This window comes from Parageobacillus galactosidasius (assembly GCF_002217735.1).
GTDB classification, from domain to species: Bacteria; Bacillota; Bacilli; order Bacillales; family Anoxybacillaceae; genus Parageobacillus_B; species Parageobacillus_B toebii.
This window is the reverse complement of the sequence record NZ_NDYL01000002.1, coordinates 79,854-96,984: the sequence shown is the minus strand read 5'-3', so window position 1 is coordinate 96,984 and position 17,131 is coordinate 79,854. Positions and strand designations below refer to the sequence as shown.

The window sequence follows — 17,131 nt, the reverse complement described above, 5'->3', positions numbered from 1 at the left end:
TACCTTTCTAAATCCAGTGTACTTATATTGAACGAAAAATTCAATATATATTGAAAATATAAACCCCGCCTTCCTCCCACAGCTAAAACAGTGGGCTTCCGGCGGATGTTCTCGTGAAAAACTTTTGCTTCTGAATCAAGCGTTGCTGCTGGAAGAAGCAAGTTGAAGAAATGTCTTCATCATATCGATAAGTTCTCCTTTTGCAACATTGCAATTGTTTATTGTACCATGAATTACTCTTTTATTCATGAAAAATTCATGAGAATCATCCTTCTATAAAAAAGCTGAGCGACAATCCCGCTCAGCTTTTTCTATTATTCCTCTACTTCTTTTTTCCACAAGCCAACCATCAAAGCAGTAATGATCGAACCGATCAAAATCGCTAATACGTATAATAAAGAACTTCCTTTTACAATTGGAATAACGAAAATTCCACCATGCGGAGCTGGAAGGCCAATGTGAAACAACATCGTCAGCGCTCCGCTGACCGCAGAGCCGACAATGATGGATGGAATGACGCGTACCGGGTCGGCTGCCGCAAACGGAATCGCCCCTTCTGTAATGAACGTCGCTCCCATGATATAGCATGTTTTTCCAGCTTCACGTTCCGCTTTTGTAAATTTCTTTTTAAAGAATGTCGTCGCAAGAGCCAGCCCTAACGGCGGCACCATTCCTCCGGCCATGATCGCTGCGTGCGGAGCATAATTTCCAGCATCAATCATGGCAATTCCAAACGTAAATGCCGCTTTGTTGATCGGGCCGCCCATATCAACCGCCATCATGCCGCCAAGAATCGCGCCAAGTAAAATTAAGTTTGCCGTTCCCATATTTTCAAGCCAATGCTTCATTGCCTCATTTAACGCCTTCACTGGATCGATAACAACATACATCATAATAAGTCCCGTAATGAAAATGCCAAAAAGCGGATAAAGCAACACTGGTTTGATTCCCTCAAGCGACTGTGGCAGATGGCTAAATACTTTTTTCAACCCAACCACTAAATACCCGGCAAGAAAGCCTGCGATTAACCCGCCTAAAAAGCCGGCGCCGCCATTTGCCGCCATGAAACCGCCTACCATCCCTGGCGCAAAACCAGGCCGGTCCGCAATACTCATGGCAATAAAACCAGCAAGCACTGGAATCATCAACGCAAAGGCGTTTCCTCCACCGATATCCATAAGCGCTTTCGCTATCGGATGATACGACGGATCTTTTGGATCAAACGCTTTAATACCGAAGATAAACGATATCGCAATCAAAATACCTCCGCCGACAACGAATGGAAGCATGTTGGAAACTCCGTTCATTAAATGTTTATAAAATCCTGTACGCGGCTTTCCTACCGTTGTCGCCTCTTTCGCGCCGCTTCCTTGATAAATCGGCGCATCCTGTCTGAGAGCTTGCTCGATTAGCTCTTTCGGTTTACGAATCGCTTGCGCAACCGGTACTTGAATCACATGTTTTCCTTTGAACCGCTCCATTTCCACTTGCTTATCCGCCGCAACGATGACCGCAACCGCTTCCTCAATATCTTGCTTGGTTAATTCGTTTTTCACTCCGCTAGAACCGTTTGTTTCTACTTTTATATCCACATCCATTTCCGCTGCTTTTGCTTTTAAAGCATCTGCCGCCATATACGTATGAGCGATTCCTGTCGGGCAAGCAGTAACGGCAATGACTTTTTTGCGCTTCGAAGGTGAAGATGCCGTATGTTCTGCTTCTTTCGTTTCCTCTGCCTCTTTTTCTGCAATCAACCGAATAAATTCCTCTTCGTTTGAAGCGCTTTCAATCCGCGCGCGGAAAGAGGAATCCATTAGCATGGACGACAAGCGGGCAAGCGCTTCTAAATGTGTATTATTCGCTCCTTCTGGCGCCGCAATCATAAAAAACAAGTGGCTCGGTTTTCCATCAAGCGCGTCATAGTCAATGCCGCTCTCAGAACGCCCAAACGCTACGGCAGGCCGCTTTACCGCGGCTGTTTTCGCATGAGGAATGGCAATTCCATCACCGACACCGGTCGTGCTTTGCGCTTCACGCGCAAAAATCGCTTCTTTGAACGCTTGTGCGTCACGCAACACTCCCGCTTCTTGCAGTTTCGCGACAAGTTCATCAATTACTTCTTCTTTTGTTTTCGCTTTCAATTGGAGAATAATTGTTTCCTTTGTAAGCAAATCGGTAATTTTCATCAAAATGGTCCCCCTTTTTCATATGACCTTAGAAACGCATGACATTTACTTCATGTACTAGCTGTTCGACACAGTCTTTTGTGCATAAATCTTCAGAAAATGCCGTTGCACTTCCAGATGCGACACTATAAGCAAACGCTTCTTCCAAACTTTTTCCGCTTGTATACGCCGCAAGAAACCCCGCCACCATCGAATCACCGGCACCAACGGAATTTTTTACTGTTCCCTTCGGTGCCTCAGCAAATAATGTCATTTCTTTATTAAAATAGAAAGCACCATCACCGGCCAGCGAAACGATGGCATTTTCTACTCCTAATTCTATTAATCGACGTCCACAAACCATGATCTCGTCTTTCGAGTGAAAGCTTGTCTCAAATAGCTCGGCTAATTCTTTATGATTCGGCTTTGCCAAAAATGGGTTCCGCGCAAGCAACGATTTTAATGCCGGACCGCTTGTATCTACGACGACTTTTGCTTTCACTTTTTTTGCTTCGTCAACGATTTTCCCATAAACGTCCGGAGACAAAGAAGACGGTATGCTTCCTGCCAAAACGACGATATCATTTTCCGTTAATGCGCGAATTTTTTCCATGAATTCCGCTTCATGTTCCGGCTGAATCATTGGCCCTTGACCGTTAATTTCCGTTTCTTTTCCTGATTTTAGCTTCACATTAATGCGCGTATTCCCTGGCACTTCGACAAAATCACAGGTAATGTTTTCGCTTTGTAATTGTTCGATAATGAACGCACCGGTAAATCCGCCGATAAATCCTAACGCCGTGCTCTCTATACCGAGCCTCTTAAGAACACGGGAGACATTGATCCCTTTTCCACCGGGGAATGTCAACGTTTTCACAGCACGGTTTAATTCGCCAATGCGAAGCTCGTCCACGTGCACAATATAATCAACAGATGGATTTAATGTACATGTATAGATCATTTTGTCACAACCTCTACTGCTGTTTTTGCTTTATATGGTTCTAGCCATTCTTCAGCTAATTCATTCGTAATCAGCGTTGCCTCATGCAGTTCAGCGATTTTGGCAAACGCGCTTTCATTAAGTTTTGAATGATCGGCAAGCACATACGCTTTTTGGGATAGCTGCATTGCTGTATATTTTACCATCGCCTCTTCCGGATCAGGTGTTGTGTACCCATATTCGTAGTGAACGCCGTTGGCACCGATAAAACATTTGTCAAAACTATAGCTTTTTAATGATTGCAATGCGCCGCGGCCAATGAGCGCTTTCGTTTTCTTTTTCATAAAACCGCCAAGTAAATATGTCGGAACGTCATATTCCAGAAGCATATCCAAATGCATAATACCATTCGTCACGACAACGATATCTTTGCCCTGCAGATGCGGAATCATTTCGAACGTCGTCGTCCCAGCGTCTAAATAAATGCAATCACCGTTTTGCACAAGACTTGCCGCATACTCAGCAATCCGCTTCTTTTCTTGTATATGTTTTGTTGATTTTTCTAAGACGCTTAATTCTTCCCGCTTCTTTTGAAGAAGTGTTGCTCCACCATGAATACGCCGCAATTTTTTCTCTTTTTCCAACTGCGTTAAATCTCGGCGAATCGTTGACTCCGATGAATTAGTCGCCTCGACTAGCTCTTGCAGCTTCACTACTTCTTTTTCTGCGAGAAGTTCCAATATAATCCGGTGACGTTCTTCTGTGAGCAACTATTCCACCTCCTCGGATGGAAATATCATTTTGTACTTTTATCATAAACGAAAGCCGTTTAAAAATCAATCATTTTCGTTCAATATCTTTCAAAATCAGTCGTATTATATTAAAAAAAACGTTCAAATTCAATCATATTTGCAAAAAGAAAAGCCGTCCTTTTATCATTGGACAGCTTTGTTATCATGATATTTCTCCGCTTGGTCTTGAACACGCGATAAGTATTTTTCTTGAATAAACTCTGTAAATAATTTAGCGTAAAAGGGGTCGAACTGTGTGCCTGCGCAACGCATAATTTCGGATACTGCCTCTTCAAACGTTTTCGTGCGTTGGTACGGCCGTTCTGTCGTCATCGCATCAAACGAATCAATAATACATAAAATACGAGCAAGTTTTGGAATTTCTTCTCCTTTAAGTCCATATGGATATCCTTTTCCGTCATAGCGCTCATGGTGAAGTTCGACAAGGGGAATTAAATCATCAAACTGTTTTTCCGCTGCGATAATTTCTTTTCCCCATGTTACATGTTTCTTCACAATCTCCCATTCATGCCGTTCCAATTTTCCTTCTTTGTTTAAAATATCCCTTGGCACTTCGATTTTTCCAATATCATGAATTAACGCTCCTAAAACAAGCGTTTGTCTTTCATGGTCAGTTAAATCAAGCATTTGGCTGAATTCGGATGCATATTTGAATACCCGTTTACTATGACGATATGTATAAACATCTTTCGATAAAAAAAACTTTACTTGCTGCTCAAGCATATCCAGATTTTCTTTAAATTTTATTTCATCAAAGCAAAGGTTATGTTCTTCGTATACTTGTACATTATTTTTTCCTTGTGCTTTTGCGTAATAAAGCGCCTGGTCTGCTTTATGAATTAGTTCACCGCTGTCATACATGCTTCTTTCCATCTCGGCAATTCCGCAAGAAAACGAAAGACAGCGGTAAGGAACATGCTCCACCCCGGAAAAGTATGTATCATTGACTTGTTTGCGCAACCGGTCTAAAAAGGCGTGCGCCTCTTCTTTCGTCGTATTTGGCATTAAAATTGCAAACTCCTCGCCGCCGTAACGAGCTGCTACAAAGTCTGTTCCGTCTACCGCTTTTTTCAGCATCTCACCAAAAAACTGCAACAGCTTATCTCCTTGTAAATGTCCATTGCGGTCATTATATTTTTTAAAATCATCTAAATCCAATAAAGCTAAACTAAATGGTTGTTTTAATTTTTTCGCGTCGGCAAACTGTTCTTGCAATGTCTCTTTAAAATAACCATGATTATAAAGCCCTGTTAAATGATCCTTATTGGCACGCTCTGATACTTCCTGATATAAATAAAGAAATTTGCGAAACACCGCCGATAAAATAACGACTAAAACAGTGAATAAAAACAGACCAAAATACCGTTTTTCATTTAATAAAATCGCTAAAACAAGGGATAGTAGTAACGTAACGCAATAGCTAATAGCTGATTCTAACAAAACTCCTAAATCAAAAGTTCCTTTAAATATGCGATCAAAAAAAACAAAAAATAAAAACATTAAACAAATGTTTAAACTAAAATAAACAACTAGACTAATCATGTACGGAAGCAAATTTTGAGTATTTATTTCACCAACATGCCCACCGGAAAATAAAAATGAATAATAGGCACCGACAATCATAATGGAATACATAGAAAAATTAAATAAGTGCTTCCACCATAACATTTTACGCTTATAGAGAAATTCAACAACGCTGCTAATAAGTAGAACATTCATCGCTAAATCAATGCCGTGTAAAAACACCACTGCTAAATAAATCGCCGAATCCATCGAAAACGAATTATCTTTTGGAGGAAGATGGATTAAAAACTTGTTTAGTAAAATAATAGATCCGGATAACATATAAATGAAAACCCAATCCTCTAAGGATTGAGCAGTAAAATCACTTTCTACTAAAAATATACCTGATCCTATCATTGCAATAATCGTTAAGTATATTTTTGCATATTTTTTAACATACATTATATAATCACTCTCATTTTTCACAAAATTTCAAGGAGAAGTTGTTGAATAACTTCTCCTGCATCCAATAAACCTAGTTATTATATTAGCTACCAATTTTATACCCAGACGTCAACGCAACTATAACAGAGCCGATAATAAATAGATTAATAAGTACTTGTTTTACTTTCACACTCATGCTTTTTCCTCCTTATAATATTATAATTTATTTATCTACTCGCAGGGGCGGTAGATGTTTTTTTGCTAGGTGCACTAAGCATTAGATGCTGAATAAATAAAAATGCCCCTACGTTCATTACGACATCGCCAATGCTGATGACTTGCTGACGCGGATATGGCGGTGAAAGCGGAATAATATCACCTAGAAACGGCAACAACGTCTCTTGCGTAATCGCTTGATGTTTGCCGTACACTCCCGCTTGCAATGCATCTATGTATTCACGGCCGAGAAATTGTGCAGCCTCAACCGACACAGGCATCCTTCCGCCGTTTACAGCCATAACGATAAAATTTAACAGCACTCCCGCAAAAATAACAATAAATCCAGGCTGGTTTCGGTTAAGCCAAAGAAAAAGAAGGCCAATCACATATACGAGAAGAAATAAGGTGTTGCTTAGTTTGGCAATAATCGCAACTTTATCTTGCAAGGCAAAAATAACGAACTGCACCACCAACAATAATGGAAACAGCCATCCCCCGCGCAGCTTCATATGCGCAAGCCCTTTCAAACTTCCTCCACGAAAAAAACCGATCACAAGCGATAATAAAATGCCATCATAAACCATTATGTTTTCTCCTCATCATTACATACACAGAAGATTCTATGTTTTCAAAACTATTTTCTTCTATACTTCATTAATATCGATTTTTTTCGACAATGTAAATAGTACTTTTTGACTATTTATAGTAATTTTTTTCTATTTTCCCTAAAATTCACGGTTATTAGATGCTCTTTCCAACTAAATTCGACATTCTTATCTGCAAGCACAAAAATAAGGATTCTCTATACTATTAATAGAGAATCCTCATATATTTATATACGATTTTCTTGTTGGTAAGGCGTGCAAGAACCTTGACAATTATCAGCAAGAGAGCAACTAGCACATTTTCCTTTTGAACTTTTCTTAATGTGGCGGACGAGCATCCAACCGGCATAACTAAAAATAACGCCACCGATTACAATATTTGCGATCATCGTTCTCGCCTCTTTTCCCAAATAATATTACTAGTTTTCGAGACTATAGACTCATGAAAATCCAAGCAACGTTCCACCTTGATAAATAACGAAAGAAATCACGTACGCAATGCTTAACGCGCAACCGATCGAAATAAACGTCCATTTTCGCGACCCTGTTTCTTTGCGAATGGTCGCAACAGTTGCTAAACAAGGAACATAAAGAAGAACAAACGTCATAAAGCTAAGCGCAGATAATGGCGTAAAATGCTGTGCCATTACTCCTTGTAACAAGTCCATATCTTTCGCATGATAAATAATATTCATCGTCGAAACAACGACTTCTTTTGCTAAAAATCCCGTAATAAGCGATGAACCGGCTTGCCATGTTCCAAAACCAAGCGGCGCTAAAATCGGTGCAATCACACCGCCTATCACCGCGAGAAAACTATCATCCATGGAAACACCAATTCCTTTTGGCCCAACATAGGTCAATAACCAAATCGCAACCGATCCTCCGAAAATAAACGTCCCTGCTTTCCGTATAAATCCTTTTCCTTTATCCCATGTGCTTCGCCACAACGTCAATGCTTGCGGCATTCGATATGGCGGCAGTTCAATAACGAAAATGGAACTTTCATTTTTGAATAAGGTGGAAGAAAATATTTTTGCAAGACCGAGTGCGACAACAATTCCTAATACATATAGCGAAAACACGACAATGGCTTGGTTTTTCGCAAAAAATGTACCAGCAAACAACGCATATACCGGCAGGCGCGCTGAGCAAGACATAAAAGGCAATAATAAAATCGTCAACAACCGTTCTTTCGGCTGCTCAATCGTCCGCGCTGCCATCACGCCCGGAACGTTACAGCCAAAACCGATAATCATCGGAATAAATGATTTTCCATTTAAGCCGATCGCTTCCATAAAGCGGTCCATTACCATTGCGACACGCGCCATATATCCGGAATCCTCTAATAGAGAAATGAAAAAGAATAAAATGAAAATTTGCGGTACAAATACAAGCACCCCGCCAACACCGGAGACAATTCCGCTAAGTACAAGCTCTTTAATAAATGGAGATGCTCCTATAAGCGATAACAGTTTTGACAGCCAATCGGTTAATGGGCCGGAAAAAAACTGATCAAGCAAATCGGCAAGCGGTGTGCCAAGCCAGTCAAACGTTAGCATAAACATGATATACATAAATAATAAGAAAATCGGCAAACCTAAATATTTATTCGTTACAATTGCATCGATTTTCTCCGTTAATGTAAGCGGATTTTGTTTAATGGCAACCGTTGATTTTTTGATCACATTCGTAATCCATTTGTCGCGCACTTTATAAATATGCTCTGCTAAAGTGCAGCCAAGCGCTTGTTGTACGTTATCGCGAATCAATATAAGCGGAGCAATATCTACATATGTCTGTAAATATGCATGAACTCGCTTGTTTCCTTCTAAAAATTGCAACGCAAGCCATCGCTTCGAAACCGGTAAATTATCAGGAAGTTGTTCGCCTATTTTTTGAACAGCAACCTCAACATCGGCCCCGTAATCAATAGAAAATTGATGTTCGTTTTGTTCGGATGCAGACAAAATAGCGCGAACAAGCTCTTTTGTCCCTTTTCCCGTCCGCGCAATAACCGGAATCACCGGGGCATTGATGCATTGTGAAAGCTTTTTTGCATCTACTTTTATTCCGCGCTTTTCTGCGACGTCAATCATATTTAATGCCATAATCAGCGGTTTGCCAAACTCAAGCAGCTGAACAGTCAAATGCAAATTCCGCTTTAATTGGGAAGCGTCCACAATGTTGACAATCGCCGAGAACGATTCTGTTAATAAAAATTCGGTCGCTACGCCCTCATCTTGTGAAATCGGTTGCAACGAGTATATCCCTGGGAGATCAACGACGGGAATACCATGCTGGCGAAGCATGCCAACCTTTTTTTCTACCGTTACCCCGCTCCAATTTCCGACATATTCATAAGATCCTGTTAAATTATTAAATAGTGAAGTTTTCCCTGTATTTGGATTGCCAAATAACGCAATAGATGATGACATCGATTATTTCACCCCAATACAAGCCGCCTCTTTACGTCGAAGACAAATATACTGGCCATCTACTTCTACCATTACTGGGCCGCCAAACGGCATCATGCATTTGACACAAACTTTTTCTCCTTCACGCATCCCCATATGAATAAGACGTTGTCTCACTACTTCATTGGTTACTGCCAGATTTGTAATAACGGCCTGTTCCCCTTTTTGAAGATCAGTCAAAACCATTTTTTCCGTCCCCCAGACAACAATGATTCTTTTTTTCAATCAGCAATATTTAATAAAGTGGTGTTTTGTATAGAACAATAATGATTATTTTTCTCAATTGATATAATATCACAATTTGAAATTTTAGAAGTGATTTTTTTCACACTCGTCACAATAAATTCACGAATACAATGAGATGTATGTACCTGTCTAGAGGAAGGAGGAGGCTAATTACACTAAAACAAAAAATTGTGTATAATTGAATTTTTCGGAATAATATATATAATATTTTTATACTCACTGCATAAAGGAGGACAAACAATGGAAATATTGGCTAAATTCAGCAATTTTGTTGGAAACACCTTTGCTGTCTGGGTGCTTCTTTTTGCCGCTCTTGCTTTTTATGATCCAAACGCTTTTACATGGATCGCTCCATACATAGTCCCGCTGCTTGGCGTTGTCATGTTTGGCATGGGTCTTACCTTATCACCCAATGATTTTAAAGAAGTATTCAAACGCCCGGTAGAGGTGCTGATCGGTGTAGCCGCCCAATTTCTCATTATGCCGCTTGTCGCTTTTTTGCTTGCTCGTTATTTGCCGGTTTCGCGGGAAGTCGCTCTTGGCATTCTTCTCGTCGGCTGTTGTCCGGGTGGAACAGCATCTAACGTGATGACCTATTTGGCCAAAGGAGATACCGCGCTGTCGGTCGCCGTGACATCCGTTTCTACGATACTGGCGCCGATTTTGACGCCGTCGCTGATGTTGCTGCTTGCCGGAAAATGGCTGTCCGTTTCTGCCGCGGCATTGTTTTGGTCAATTGTAAAAGTTGTCCTAATTCCGATTATTTTTGGGTTGATTGTACAAGCCCTTTTCCAAAAGCAAGTGAAAGCGTTCATCCCAGTCCTGCCGCTCGTTTCTGTCATTGCGATTGTCGCCATTGTCGCGGCTGTCGTCGGGCAAAACCAGCAGGCAATTGCAAAAAGCGGGCTTGCCATCTTCTTAATCGTCGTCATTCATAACGGGCTTGGATTATTGCTTGGCTATTGGTTTGCAAAATTATTTCGTTTGTCAGCGCCAAAGCAAAAAGCGATTTCCATTGAAGTCGGCATGCAAAATTCCGGGCTTGGGGCCGCGCTCGCAACCGCTCATTTTTCACCGCTTGCTGCTGTTCCAAGCGCTATTTTCAGCGTCTGGCATAACATTTCCGGTCCGATTGCCGCAACCTATTTCCGTAAAAAAAGCGAGAAGGAAGAAGCGGAACAATCGACGTTTTCGGCATAAAAACTGGTTCCCCACGGGGAACCGTTTTTTATGGCACCAATTTGATCGGAAACACAATTCGTTCCGCAAGCGATGGGATATCAATGAACGGATTGCGGTTTCCTTGAATGAGAAAAATAGCGCGGTTGCGATGCTTCTCATAAATGGTAACGGGAAATTCCTGATGCCAGCGAACAAGAAGGGGAACGTCAATTTTGTGGCGAAACGCTTTTGCGATTGTGTTCGGATAGCGAAGCAGAAAATACAGCATTGCCCGCGCCACCGTTCCTTTTCCGTATTCTGGTTCGAAATAACCGTTTTCCGCGACGCCGCAGCGGTTTTGAATCTTTTCTTCCGGTGACTCCGGCTTGTAAAACGAAAAATCGGCGTACGGAAAGTTAGAGCGTAACGTATTGCATTTAGGATGGCAGACAAAGAGATGGTGCAAATCCCCTTTCATCGGCTCTCTTGCTCCAAACCACGATTGCGGAACGACATGTTCAGCGTTAAACTTCCATTGCTGTTCGATTTTTTTTATTCGCCTAATTTCTATTTGTTCCCATTCTCTCGCTTTTTTCAGTAATTTCCGAAATTCGTCATGTCGTTTTTTCATCGTGTCGTAATCTTGAATAATTAATATCTTCGGATCTTTTCTCTCCCCCGAATATATGCTTCTTACTGACCCATCTGGATACAAATCAACCCATGTATACAAATATTCATCTTTGCTGAAAAAGTAAGGCAGCCTTCGCTTATGCGTCCGTGACACCAGCCTATGATACATAACAAATAACGTTAGTCCATCCCCATCTACAGGTACACGACGATAATATTGCTCCATCGCTTGGCGATCTTCTTGTTCATCATAATACACATTCTCATTAACTTCGATATATTGCTGGTTTTCTTGCAATATCGCTATTTGTTCACTACGGTCATCTCCTTGCCATTGCTGGAGTTCTTCCAACTGTTTCCGTATTTCCACCGTTCCACCCTACTTCCTCTCCCTGTTCCTTTTCTCTTTTTGTATACAGTTTACCATGGACGCTTTCGTTTGGTTATCCAAAAAATAAAGTTCTCCCTTTTTATTTCGGCGAACTTTTTTAATGAAGCTTACCGCACATCACAAACAACATGACACCAAAAAGAACAGCAGCCATCCCTGCCGCATGAACGCAGGGACTAATTTTGTACGCGCATATTTCATTACCTGCAAACCCAAAATCGTGCATAAGACCACTGTATTATTTATATTATTTAGAGAATTAAGTAAAATATAATCCAAAACAATGAATAAATGAAAGGGGAATAAGAAATAAATTTGAAGCCTGGAGATGTATTTACTTGGCAGCGTACGTTCACAGAAGAAGAAATATTGCAATTCGCCCAATTATCTGGCGACAAGGGAAGACATCAGATGGAACGCGATGAGAAAGGGCAACTTATGGTTCACGGGTTATTTACCTTTAGCTTTTGAAATACCTTCAAGTACGGAACTAACTTTGGAATACTTCGTTTACGATCAAGGAAATCTCCGGTTAAGGCAATCAAGTCAAGAGGAAAAACGGAGCTGTGAAACGACAATCATAGGAATAAATGCGATTGTTTTAAACCATTTGTAAAACGGATTCACAATCGAAAATGTTTCAAAACCCAATCGCTCACACCCTTTGTTTAACATTGTAATCCCAATAATTCCTTTAATTTCAGAAAACTGTTCATGATTGCGCAAGTAATTTGCAATATAAGGAAGCCCTTCTTTCACTTGTTCATAAATGTAACGACCTTTTTTAATTTCGCTGTTTAAATGAAGAAGTTCACGAGTTAAACGAATATTATGCAAATGAATTTTTAATAGCAGGTCGATTTTTTGAATTTTCGTGCCATCTGATAGCACAACTTCTCTTCCTTTATACTTCTATACTTCGTTACACGAACACGAAAAATAGACCGAAAGCCGTTCCATGTATCTTCAACGTACTCAAGCCTTGAACATGCATAATAAATTGGGTCAAATGCGCCCCAAACCGCCAAAACACACTGCCTCGCTTTCGCTTTCATATGCTCCCCTCTTCCGGTTATTGTTGATTTACATTTACATTGTGAGGCATTTGCCCGTTGTTTATAAATGGATAAAAAAGAGATCAGCAAATAGGAATTGGCGCTTTTACCGAACTGTTAAAAAAAATTTCTCCTAACGATCCGATTGATTATTATGTTCTTTGCGGGAAAAATGAGCAAATGTACAAACAACTGCAAAATGAAAACCACCCGCGCCTCATCCCTCTTCCTTATATTTCGTCGCGTCAGGAGCCGATAGAGATCACTTTTTTAAATTTATAGGAATCATCTTTATTCGTCACCCTCTCCACCCCGCTATGTTATATCTTCTAAATTATACTGATTTTTCGCCATTCATAATTATTTTTGTAAAGAAAATTAACATATTTTTTAATTTTATTGTAAAGTGGTTTAACAAAATTAATGTAGTATGAAGAAAAACATCGTAATATTAAAAGAAATAAATACGCGGAGGGAAAAAGATGGGAAAACTGATGCGCGCAGCAATTACGAAACAAAAGCGATTTTATATTGATAAGCTGTTGCAAACTGGCTTGTTTCACGACTCTGCTGCACTAAAACAATGGACGGTGAGTGAATTGCGGCGCGAATATGAACAGTACGGGATACGAATGAAGAAACGAGGGGAATGAACATGGACCCAAAAGCTCTTGAACTGGCCAGACGGATCGTAGAACTTGATTTGCAGCGCGACGCGATGTTGGAGCAGCTGATTCAATTAATCGGTGAGCGCGCTTATGAAGTGCTGCGTTTCATACAAAACCGCATATGACGCTCAAATAAGAGCGAAGGGAGGCTGTCTGCTTCCCTTCGCCGCTTAACGATATTATAGCAAGTTATTTTTTCTCAATTCAAATCGCCAAATAGAGCAGAAAATTTTCTTTGCCTGCTCACAAGCGTGGAATACTCATGTATTTACGCAAATCCAAACGCACCCTATTATTTCGGTTCCGTTACCACACCCTGAAAAGCGGATTGGTAAATCGTCCGTATATCGTCCTCTGACAGTGGAAGCGGACTGCGTGCAAGCAGTCGTTTCTGCTGAGCGGCATCTTTCGTTAAGCTTTCCAATGCGCTCTCGGGAATGTTAAATCCGCCAAGCGTTCTCGGGATGCCGACATCACGGACGATTCGCTCCAGCTCTTCGACACACCGGTAGGAAGCTTCTTCTTCGGAAAGAAAACTCGAGTTTCCCCCTAGCGCATTTAAAATATCAGCCATCCGTTTCGTGCAGCTTTTGCGGATATATCCCATCACATACGGAAGCAATACCGCATTCGATTCGCCGTGGGCGATATGAAACTGTCCACCGAGTGGATAGGCAAGCGCGTGAACTCCTGCGACGCCCGCGTTGAAAAACGCCAATCCAGCCAAATAGCTGCCGTTGCTCATATCGATCCGCGCTTGTTTATCCGCGCCATTTTCCACTGCTTTCCGCAGCGATCGCGCAATCAAACGAATTGCCTGTAGCGCTAAACCGTCTGACGTCGGGCTTGCGTTGACAGACACATATGCTTCTACTGCATGAGTCAGTGCGTCAATGCCTGTCGCGGCTGTGACGCGCGGTGGAACAGAAATGGTTAGTTGTGGGTCGACAATCGCTACGTCCGCTAATAAATAATCATGTGTCACCACATCTTTTGTCGTATCCAAAGAGAGTACAGAAATATTTGTCACTTCTGACCCGGTCCCTGATGTAGTCGGAATTAATATTTTCGGCAGGCCTTTTTTCTCAACTTTTTTCGTTCCCGTTAAATTAAGGTAATCGGCTACTTTCCCTTCATGTGCAGCCAAAACCGCCGCCAGTTTCGCCAAATCCATCGCACTTCCGCCGCCGACGCCGATAATGAGGTCAAACTTTCCTTCCTTCGTAAAGGAAACTAATTTCTCTCCCGTCTCCAGCGGAGGTTCCGGCACTACATCTGTATAAAGCTGAACGTCATACCCACGTTGTGCAAGCGGATCTGTCACACGTTGAACAAGGCCGATTTTCTCTAACGCTGGATCTGTCACGACTAGTATTTTCTTCGGAGAAAACCTCTCCACTTCCGGAAGCAAGTTATCCAATGCCCCCCAGCCGACATAGTTCAGCGGTGTAAATACAATTCGCGAAACACTCATTTCACTTCTCCTTTCTTACTCGTAATAGCCTTCCGTAGATTTGCGGAACTTTTTGAATTGCTCAGAATCATGACCGAACCATACTTGCGAGTTCGTTTCCCGTGCAATTCTCCGAATTCGTTCGACCGTATTCATATAACCAAGGGAGTCATAAATAATGCCTGGCGGCTTAATTGGCGGCCCGTAGCTTTCTGCCGTATAAATCGCATCCGAAGCGAGAATGATCCCGCCCGTCTCTGGAAGCTCCACATGCAATCCAAGCATTCCCCACGCATGGCCGCTTCCAAAGTTTAAAATTTTGACCCCCTCAGCGAGAATAATATTATCTTCATGACGTTTCACTGTGCGCCATTGGAGGTTATTTTTAATCCATGCATCAATGTCGGCCCAAATATATGCGCCTTCCTTTTGGTTACGAGCATAACATTGAAGAGCGCCATTGAATTCGTCTTCATGTACAATGATCGTCGCGTTTGTAAACATTTCTAGGCATCCTGCATGATCCAAATGTAAATGCGAAGCAACGACATATTTAATATCTTCCGGTCTTACTTTTAACTGCTCTAGCCGATTGTGAAGATAGCATTCTTCGCTTGCCGTCCACGGAAACATTTGTTGAGTCGCTTCCGCCCATCTCCCTTGAGGTCCCATCGAATTTGGATTACAAGCTGTATCAAACAAGATTTTTCCTTCTGGATGATCAATTAAAACTGTATAAATCGGAAACTCCACAAACTCCGTTTGCGCATTCGGGTTATGAATCGTCGCTGGATTATGCATAGCAATCATCCAGTTTTTATCCATTCTCATTCTCCCGTTATCCATTACATAAAGTTTTGGGCGCGATTTTATCATGTTGGACATAGGAACTCTCCTCTCTTTTTTTATTTAAAAATCTGTTTTAATCGAAACAAACTTTAATTCCGTCATTTCTTGTACAGCATATTTAACTCCCTCACGTCCGTAACTGCTCTCTTTCACCCCGCCATACGGCATATGGTCGACGCGGAACGTAGGGATGTCATTGATAATCACGGCACCAGATTCAATCTGCCGCGCTGCATATAAAGCGCGATGAATATTGGTTGTGTAAATTCCGATATTCAGTCCATATACAGAATCATTGACCATTTCAATAGCCTCTTGCAATTCTCGATACGGAACGATCGACACAACCGGCGCAAAAACTTCCTGGCACGAGACTGCCATATCCTTTTTTACGTCAAGCAACACCGTTGGTGAATAGATTGAACCATTTCGTATGCCGCCTAATCCAATTTTCGCTCCGGATTGAACCGCTTCTTCCACCCATGATTCAATGCGCTCCGCCTCCCTTCGATGAATCATTGTGCTCACGTCCGTATTTTCATCCAAAGGATCGCCGACTTTTAGCTGCTTTGCACGTTCAATAAAACGTTTGCAAAATTCTTCGTAAATCGTTTCATGTACATAAACGCGCTGAAGCGAAATACACACTTGACCGGCGTAAGAAAACGCTCCTTCCACACATCGCGGAATGACTTTGTCCAGCACAACATCCGGTTCGACAATTAACGCCGCGTTCGAACCAAGTTCGAGCGTCACTTTTCTTAATCCTGCCTTTTGTTTAATGAGTTTTCCGACTGACGCACTGCCGGTAAACGTAATTTTTTTCACTCTTTCATCCATTAACAAGGCATCACTAAGTTCACTACCGCTGCCTGTTATGACCTGCAATGCCCCATCTGGGAGACCTGCTTCTTGAAAAATTTCAGCGATCGCCAGCGCGCTTAAAGGGGTTTGTTCCGCCGGCTTTAATACTACCGTATTCCCCGCGGCAAACGCCGGACCAAGTTTATGGGCAACTAGATTAAAAGGAAAGTTGAAAGGAGTAATGGCCACGACAACCCCCAATGGTTCACGCCATGTCATTCCTATCCTGCCTTCTCCACCGGGAGCGGCATCCATTGGAATCGTTTCCCCATAAATCCGTTTTGCCTCTTCCGCCGCAAATTGGTATGTAACAATCGTTCTCTCCAGTTCCCCTCGGGCAGTACGAATCGGCTTTCCTGCTTCCTTAGCAACAATCCGCGCCAACTCTTCCTTGCGTTCTTTCAATAACTGCGCAACCCGGAATAAAATTTCCGAACGTTGATAGGCAGGTAGATTCTTCATCGTTTGAAAAGCTCGATGCGCCCCTGAAATCGCTTTTTCCACATCGCCCGCATCTGCCATACTGATGCGCGCTAATAATTGTCCATCATAAGGAGCGCATAATTCATACGTTCTTTGCTTTTTTACCCATTTTCCATCGATAAATAATCCTTTTGTTTCTTCGAGCATTCGCTTCCCCTCCTTT

17 protein-coding genes and 2 pseudogenes are annotated in these 17,131 nt (G+C 41.8%); 4 read left to right on the top strand and 15 right to left on the bottom strand.

Going from position 1 to position 17,131, the window contains the following annotated elements; translation table 11 throughout:
* Nucleotides 1–314 precede the first annotated feature (314 nt).
* From B9L23_RS09745 to B9L23_RS09710, 8 genes are all read right to left on the bottom strand, one after another.
* Nucleotides 315–2,186 carry a PTS fructose transporter subunit IIABC gene (locus B9L23_RS09745; RefSeq protein ID WP_089097549.1) on the bottom strand — a complete coding sequence of 624 codons (1,872 nt, stop codon included), beginning with the start codon at nt 2,184–2,186 and terminating at the stop codon, nt 315–317.
* Between the two features lie 28 nt (nt 2,187–2,214).
* Nucleotides 2,215–3,126 (bottom strand): 1-phosphofructokinase, encoded by a 912-nt coding sequence (pfkB, locus tag B9L23_RS09740; protein WP_089097548.1) that lies wholly within the window; start codon nt 3,124–3,126, stop codon nt 2,215–2,217.
* Nucleotides 3,123–3,875 carry a DeoR/GlpR family DNA-binding transcription regulator gene (locus B9L23_RS09735; RefSeq protein ID WP_089097547.1) on the bottom strand — a complete coding sequence of 251 codons (753 nt, stop codon included), beginning with the start codon at nt 3,873–3,875 and terminating at the stop codon, nt 3,123–3,125. Before B9L23_RS09735 ends, pfkB begins: the two co-directional genes overlap by 4 nt.
* 165 nt (nt 3,876–4,040) lie before the next feature.
* The gene (locus B9L23_RS09730; RefSeq protein ID WP_089098301.1) at nt 4,041–5,882 is read right to left on the bottom strand and encodes a bifunctional diguanylate cyclase/phosphohydrolase; all 1,842 of its coding nucleotides are present in this window, start codon (nt 5,880–5,882) and stop codon (nt 4,041–4,043) included.
* 209 nt (nt 5,883–6,091) lie between these two features.
* On the bottom strand, nt 6,092–6,667 hold the full coding sequence (locus B9L23_RS09725; RefSeq protein WP_089097546.1) for a DUF5317 domain-containing protein: 576 nt from the start codon (nt 6,665–6,667) through the stop codon (nt 6,092–6,094).
* Nucleotides 6,668–6,915: 248 nt separating this feature from the next.
* A complete protein-coding gene (locus B9L23_RS09720) occupies nt 6,916–7,077 on the bottom strand; it encodes a FeoB-associated Cys-rich membrane protein (RefSeq protein WP_073967954.1) in 162 nt (53 codons plus the stop codon).
* A 51-nt stretch (nt 7,078–7,128) separates the two neighbouring features.
* Entirely contained in the window at nt 7,129–9,126 is a 1,998-nt protein-coding gene (gene feoB, locus B9L23_RS09715; protein ID WP_089097545.1) for a ferrous iron transport protein B, read from the bottom strand.
* Nucleotides 9,127–9,129: 3 nt separating this feature from the next.
* On the bottom strand, nt 9,130–9,351 hold the full coding sequence (locus tag B9L23_RS09710) for a FeoA family protein (protein WP_089097544.1): 222 nt from the start codon (nt 9,349–9,351) through the stop codon (nt 9,130–9,132).
* A gap of 300 nt (nt 9,352–9,651) precedes the next feature.
* Between B9L23_RS09710 and B9L23_RS09705 the strand changes: the two genes are divergently transcribed.
* Nucleotides 9,652–10,611: a bile acid:sodium symporter family protein gene (locus B9L23_RS09705; RefSeq protein WP_089097543.1), complete on the top strand. Its 960-nt coding sequence runs from the start codon at nt 9,652–9,654 to the stop codon at nt 10,609–10,611.
* A gap of 28 nt (nt 10,612–10,639) precedes the next feature.
* On the opposite strand, the gene B9L23_RS09700 is transcribed toward B9L23_RS09705, so the two are convergent.
* Entirely contained in the window at nt 10,640–11,575 is a 936-nt protein-coding gene (locus tag B9L23_RS09700; RefSeq protein WP_062754254.1) for an endonuclease I family protein, read from the bottom strand.
* Nucleotides 11,576–11,905: 330 nt separating this feature from the next.
* On the opposite strand from B9L23_RS09700, the pseudogene B9L23_RS21020 reads away from it, so the two are divergent.
* Nucleotides 11,906–12,061, top strand: a pseudogene (locus B9L23_RS21020) (hotdog family protein); the annotation flags it as partial.
* On the opposite strand, the pseudogene B9L23_RS21015 reads toward B9L23_RS21020, so the two are convergent.
* The 3 genes and pseudogenes from B9L23_RS21015 to B9L23_RS21700 form a co-directional block, all read right to left on the bottom strand.
* Nucleotides 12,055–12,147, bottom strand: a pseudogene (locus tag B9L23_RS21015) (metallophosphoesterase); the annotation flags it as partial. The pseudogenes B9L23_RS21020 and B9L23_RS21015 sit on opposite strands and share 7 nt — an antisense overlap.
* A complete protein-coding gene (locus B9L23_RS21705; protein ID WP_425439783.1) occupies nt 12,143–12,487 on the bottom strand; it encodes a YkoP family protein in 345 nt (114 codons plus the stop codon). The pseudogene B9L23_RS21015 and the gene B9L23_RS21705, both read right to left, overlap by 5 nt.
* The gene (locus B9L23_RS21700; RefSeq protein WP_425439782.1) at nt 12,442–12,651 is read right to left on the bottom strand and encodes a YkoP family protein; all 210 of its coding nucleotides are present in this window, start codon (nt 12,649–12,651) and stop codon (nt 12,442–12,444) included. The genes B9L23_RS21705 and B9L23_RS21700 overlap by 46 nt, the downstream gene beginning before the upstream one ends.
* A 482-nt stretch (nt 12,652–13,133) precedes the next feature.
* On the opposite strand from B9L23_RS21700, the gene B9L23_RS09685 reads away from it, so the two are divergent.
* Both B9L23_RS09685 and B9L23_RS20425 read left to right on the top strand, forming a co-directional pair.
* Nucleotides 13,134–13,304, top strand: coding sequence for a Fur-regulated basic protein FbpA (locus tag B9L23_RS09685; protein ID WP_073967949.1), 171 nt, complete (start codon nt 13,134–13,136; stop codon nt 13,302–13,304).
* Nucleotides 13,305–13,306: 2 nt separating this feature from the next.
* Entirely contained in the window at nt 13,307–13,444 is a 138-nt protein-coding gene (locus B9L23_RS20425; RefSeq protein ID WP_015863765.1) for a hypothetical protein, read from the top strand.
* A gap of 167 nt (nt 13,445–13,611) precedes the next feature.
* Here B9L23_RS20425 and B9L23_RS09680 read toward each other — a convergent pair whose 3' ends face one another.
* The 3 genes from B9L23_RS09680 to B9L23_RS09670 are packed head-to-tail and all read right to left on the bottom strand — an operon-like array spanning nt 13,612 to nt 17,115.
* Entirely contained in the window at nt 13,612–14,793 is a 1,182-nt protein-coding gene (locus B9L23_RS09680) for an iron-containing alcohol dehydrogenase (protein ID WP_081189700.1), read from the bottom strand.
* Nucleotides 14,794–14,808: 15 nt separating this feature from the next.
* The gene (gene ahlS / locus B9L23_RS09675; RefSeq protein ID WP_062678413.1) at nt 14,809–15,657 is read right to left on the bottom strand and encodes an AhlS family quorum-quenching N-acyl homoserine lactonase; all 849 of its coding nucleotides are present in this window, start codon (nt 15,655–15,657) and stop codon (nt 14,809–14,811) included.
* A gap of 24 nt (nt 15,658–15,681) precedes the next feature.
* Nucleotides 15,682–17,115: an aldehyde dehydrogenase family protein gene (locus B9L23_RS09670; RefSeq protein ID WP_089097542.1), complete on the bottom strand. Its 1,434-nt coding sequence runs from the start codon at nt 17,113–17,115 to the stop codon at nt 15,682–15,684.
* Between the last annotated feature and the right edge of the window lie 16 nt (nt 17,116–17,131).

What these genes read in the sequence shown, in the direction of transcription:
- B9L23_RS09745 (WP_089097549.1), bottom strand. Translation starts at nt 2,186, where the DNA reads ATGAAAATTACCGATTTGCTTACAAAGGAAACAATTATTCTCCAATTG.
- pfkB (WP_089097548.1), bottom strand. Translation starts at nt 3,126, where the DNA reads ATGATCTATACATGTACATTAAATCCATCTGTTGATTATATTGTGCAC.
- B9L23_RS09730 (WP_089098301.1), bottom strand. Translation starts at nt 5,882, where the DNA reads ATGTATGTTAAAAAATATGCAAAAATATACTTAACGATTATTGCAATG.
- B9L23_RS09725 (WP_089097546.1), bottom strand. Translation starts at nt 6,667, where the DNA reads ATGGTTTATGATGGCATTTTATTATCGCTTGTGATCGGTTTTTTTCGT.
- B9L23_RS09720 (WP_073967954.1), bottom strand. Translation starts at nt 7,077, where the DNA reads ATGATCGCAAATATTGTAATCGGTGGCGTTATTTTTAGTTATGCCGGT.
- feoB (WP_089097545.1), bottom strand. Translation starts at nt 9,126, where the DNA reads ATGTCATCATCTATTGCGTTATTTGGCAATCCAAATACAGGGAAAACT.
- B9L23_RS09710 (WP_089097544.1), bottom strand. Translation starts at nt 9,351, where the DNA reads ATGGTTTTGACTGATCTTCAAAAAGGGGAACAGGCCGTTATTACAAAT.
- B9L23_RS09705 (WP_089097543.1), top strand. Translation starts at nt 9,652, where the DNA reads ATGGAAATATTGGCTAAATTCAGCAATTTTGTTGGAAACACCTTTGCT.
- B9L23_RS21700 (WP_425439782.1), bottom strand. Translation starts at nt 12,651, where the DNA reads ATGAAAGCGAAAGCGAGGCAGTGTGTTTTGGCGGTTTGGGGCGCATTT.
- B9L23_RS09685 (WP_073967949.1), top strand. Translation starts at nt 13,134, where the DNA reads ATGGGAAAACTGATGCGCGCAGCAATTACGAAACAAAAGCGATTTTAT.
- B9L23_RS20425 (WP_015863765.1), top strand. Translation starts at nt 13,307, where the DNA reads ATGGACCCAAAAGCTCTTGAACTGGCCAGACGGATCGTAGAACTTGAT.
- B9L23_RS09680 (WP_081189700.1), bottom strand. Translation starts at nt 14,793, where the DNA reads ATGAGTGTTTCGCGAATTGTATTTACACCGCTGAACTATGTCGGCTGG.
- ahlS (WP_062678413.1), bottom strand. Translation starts at nt 15,657, where the DNA reads ATGTCCAACATGATAAAATCGCGCCCAAAACTTTATGTAATGGATAAC.
- B9L23_RS09670 (WP_089097542.1), bottom strand. Translation starts at nt 17,115, where the DNA reads ATGCTCGAAGAAACAAAAGGATTATTTATCGATGGAAAATGGGTAAAA.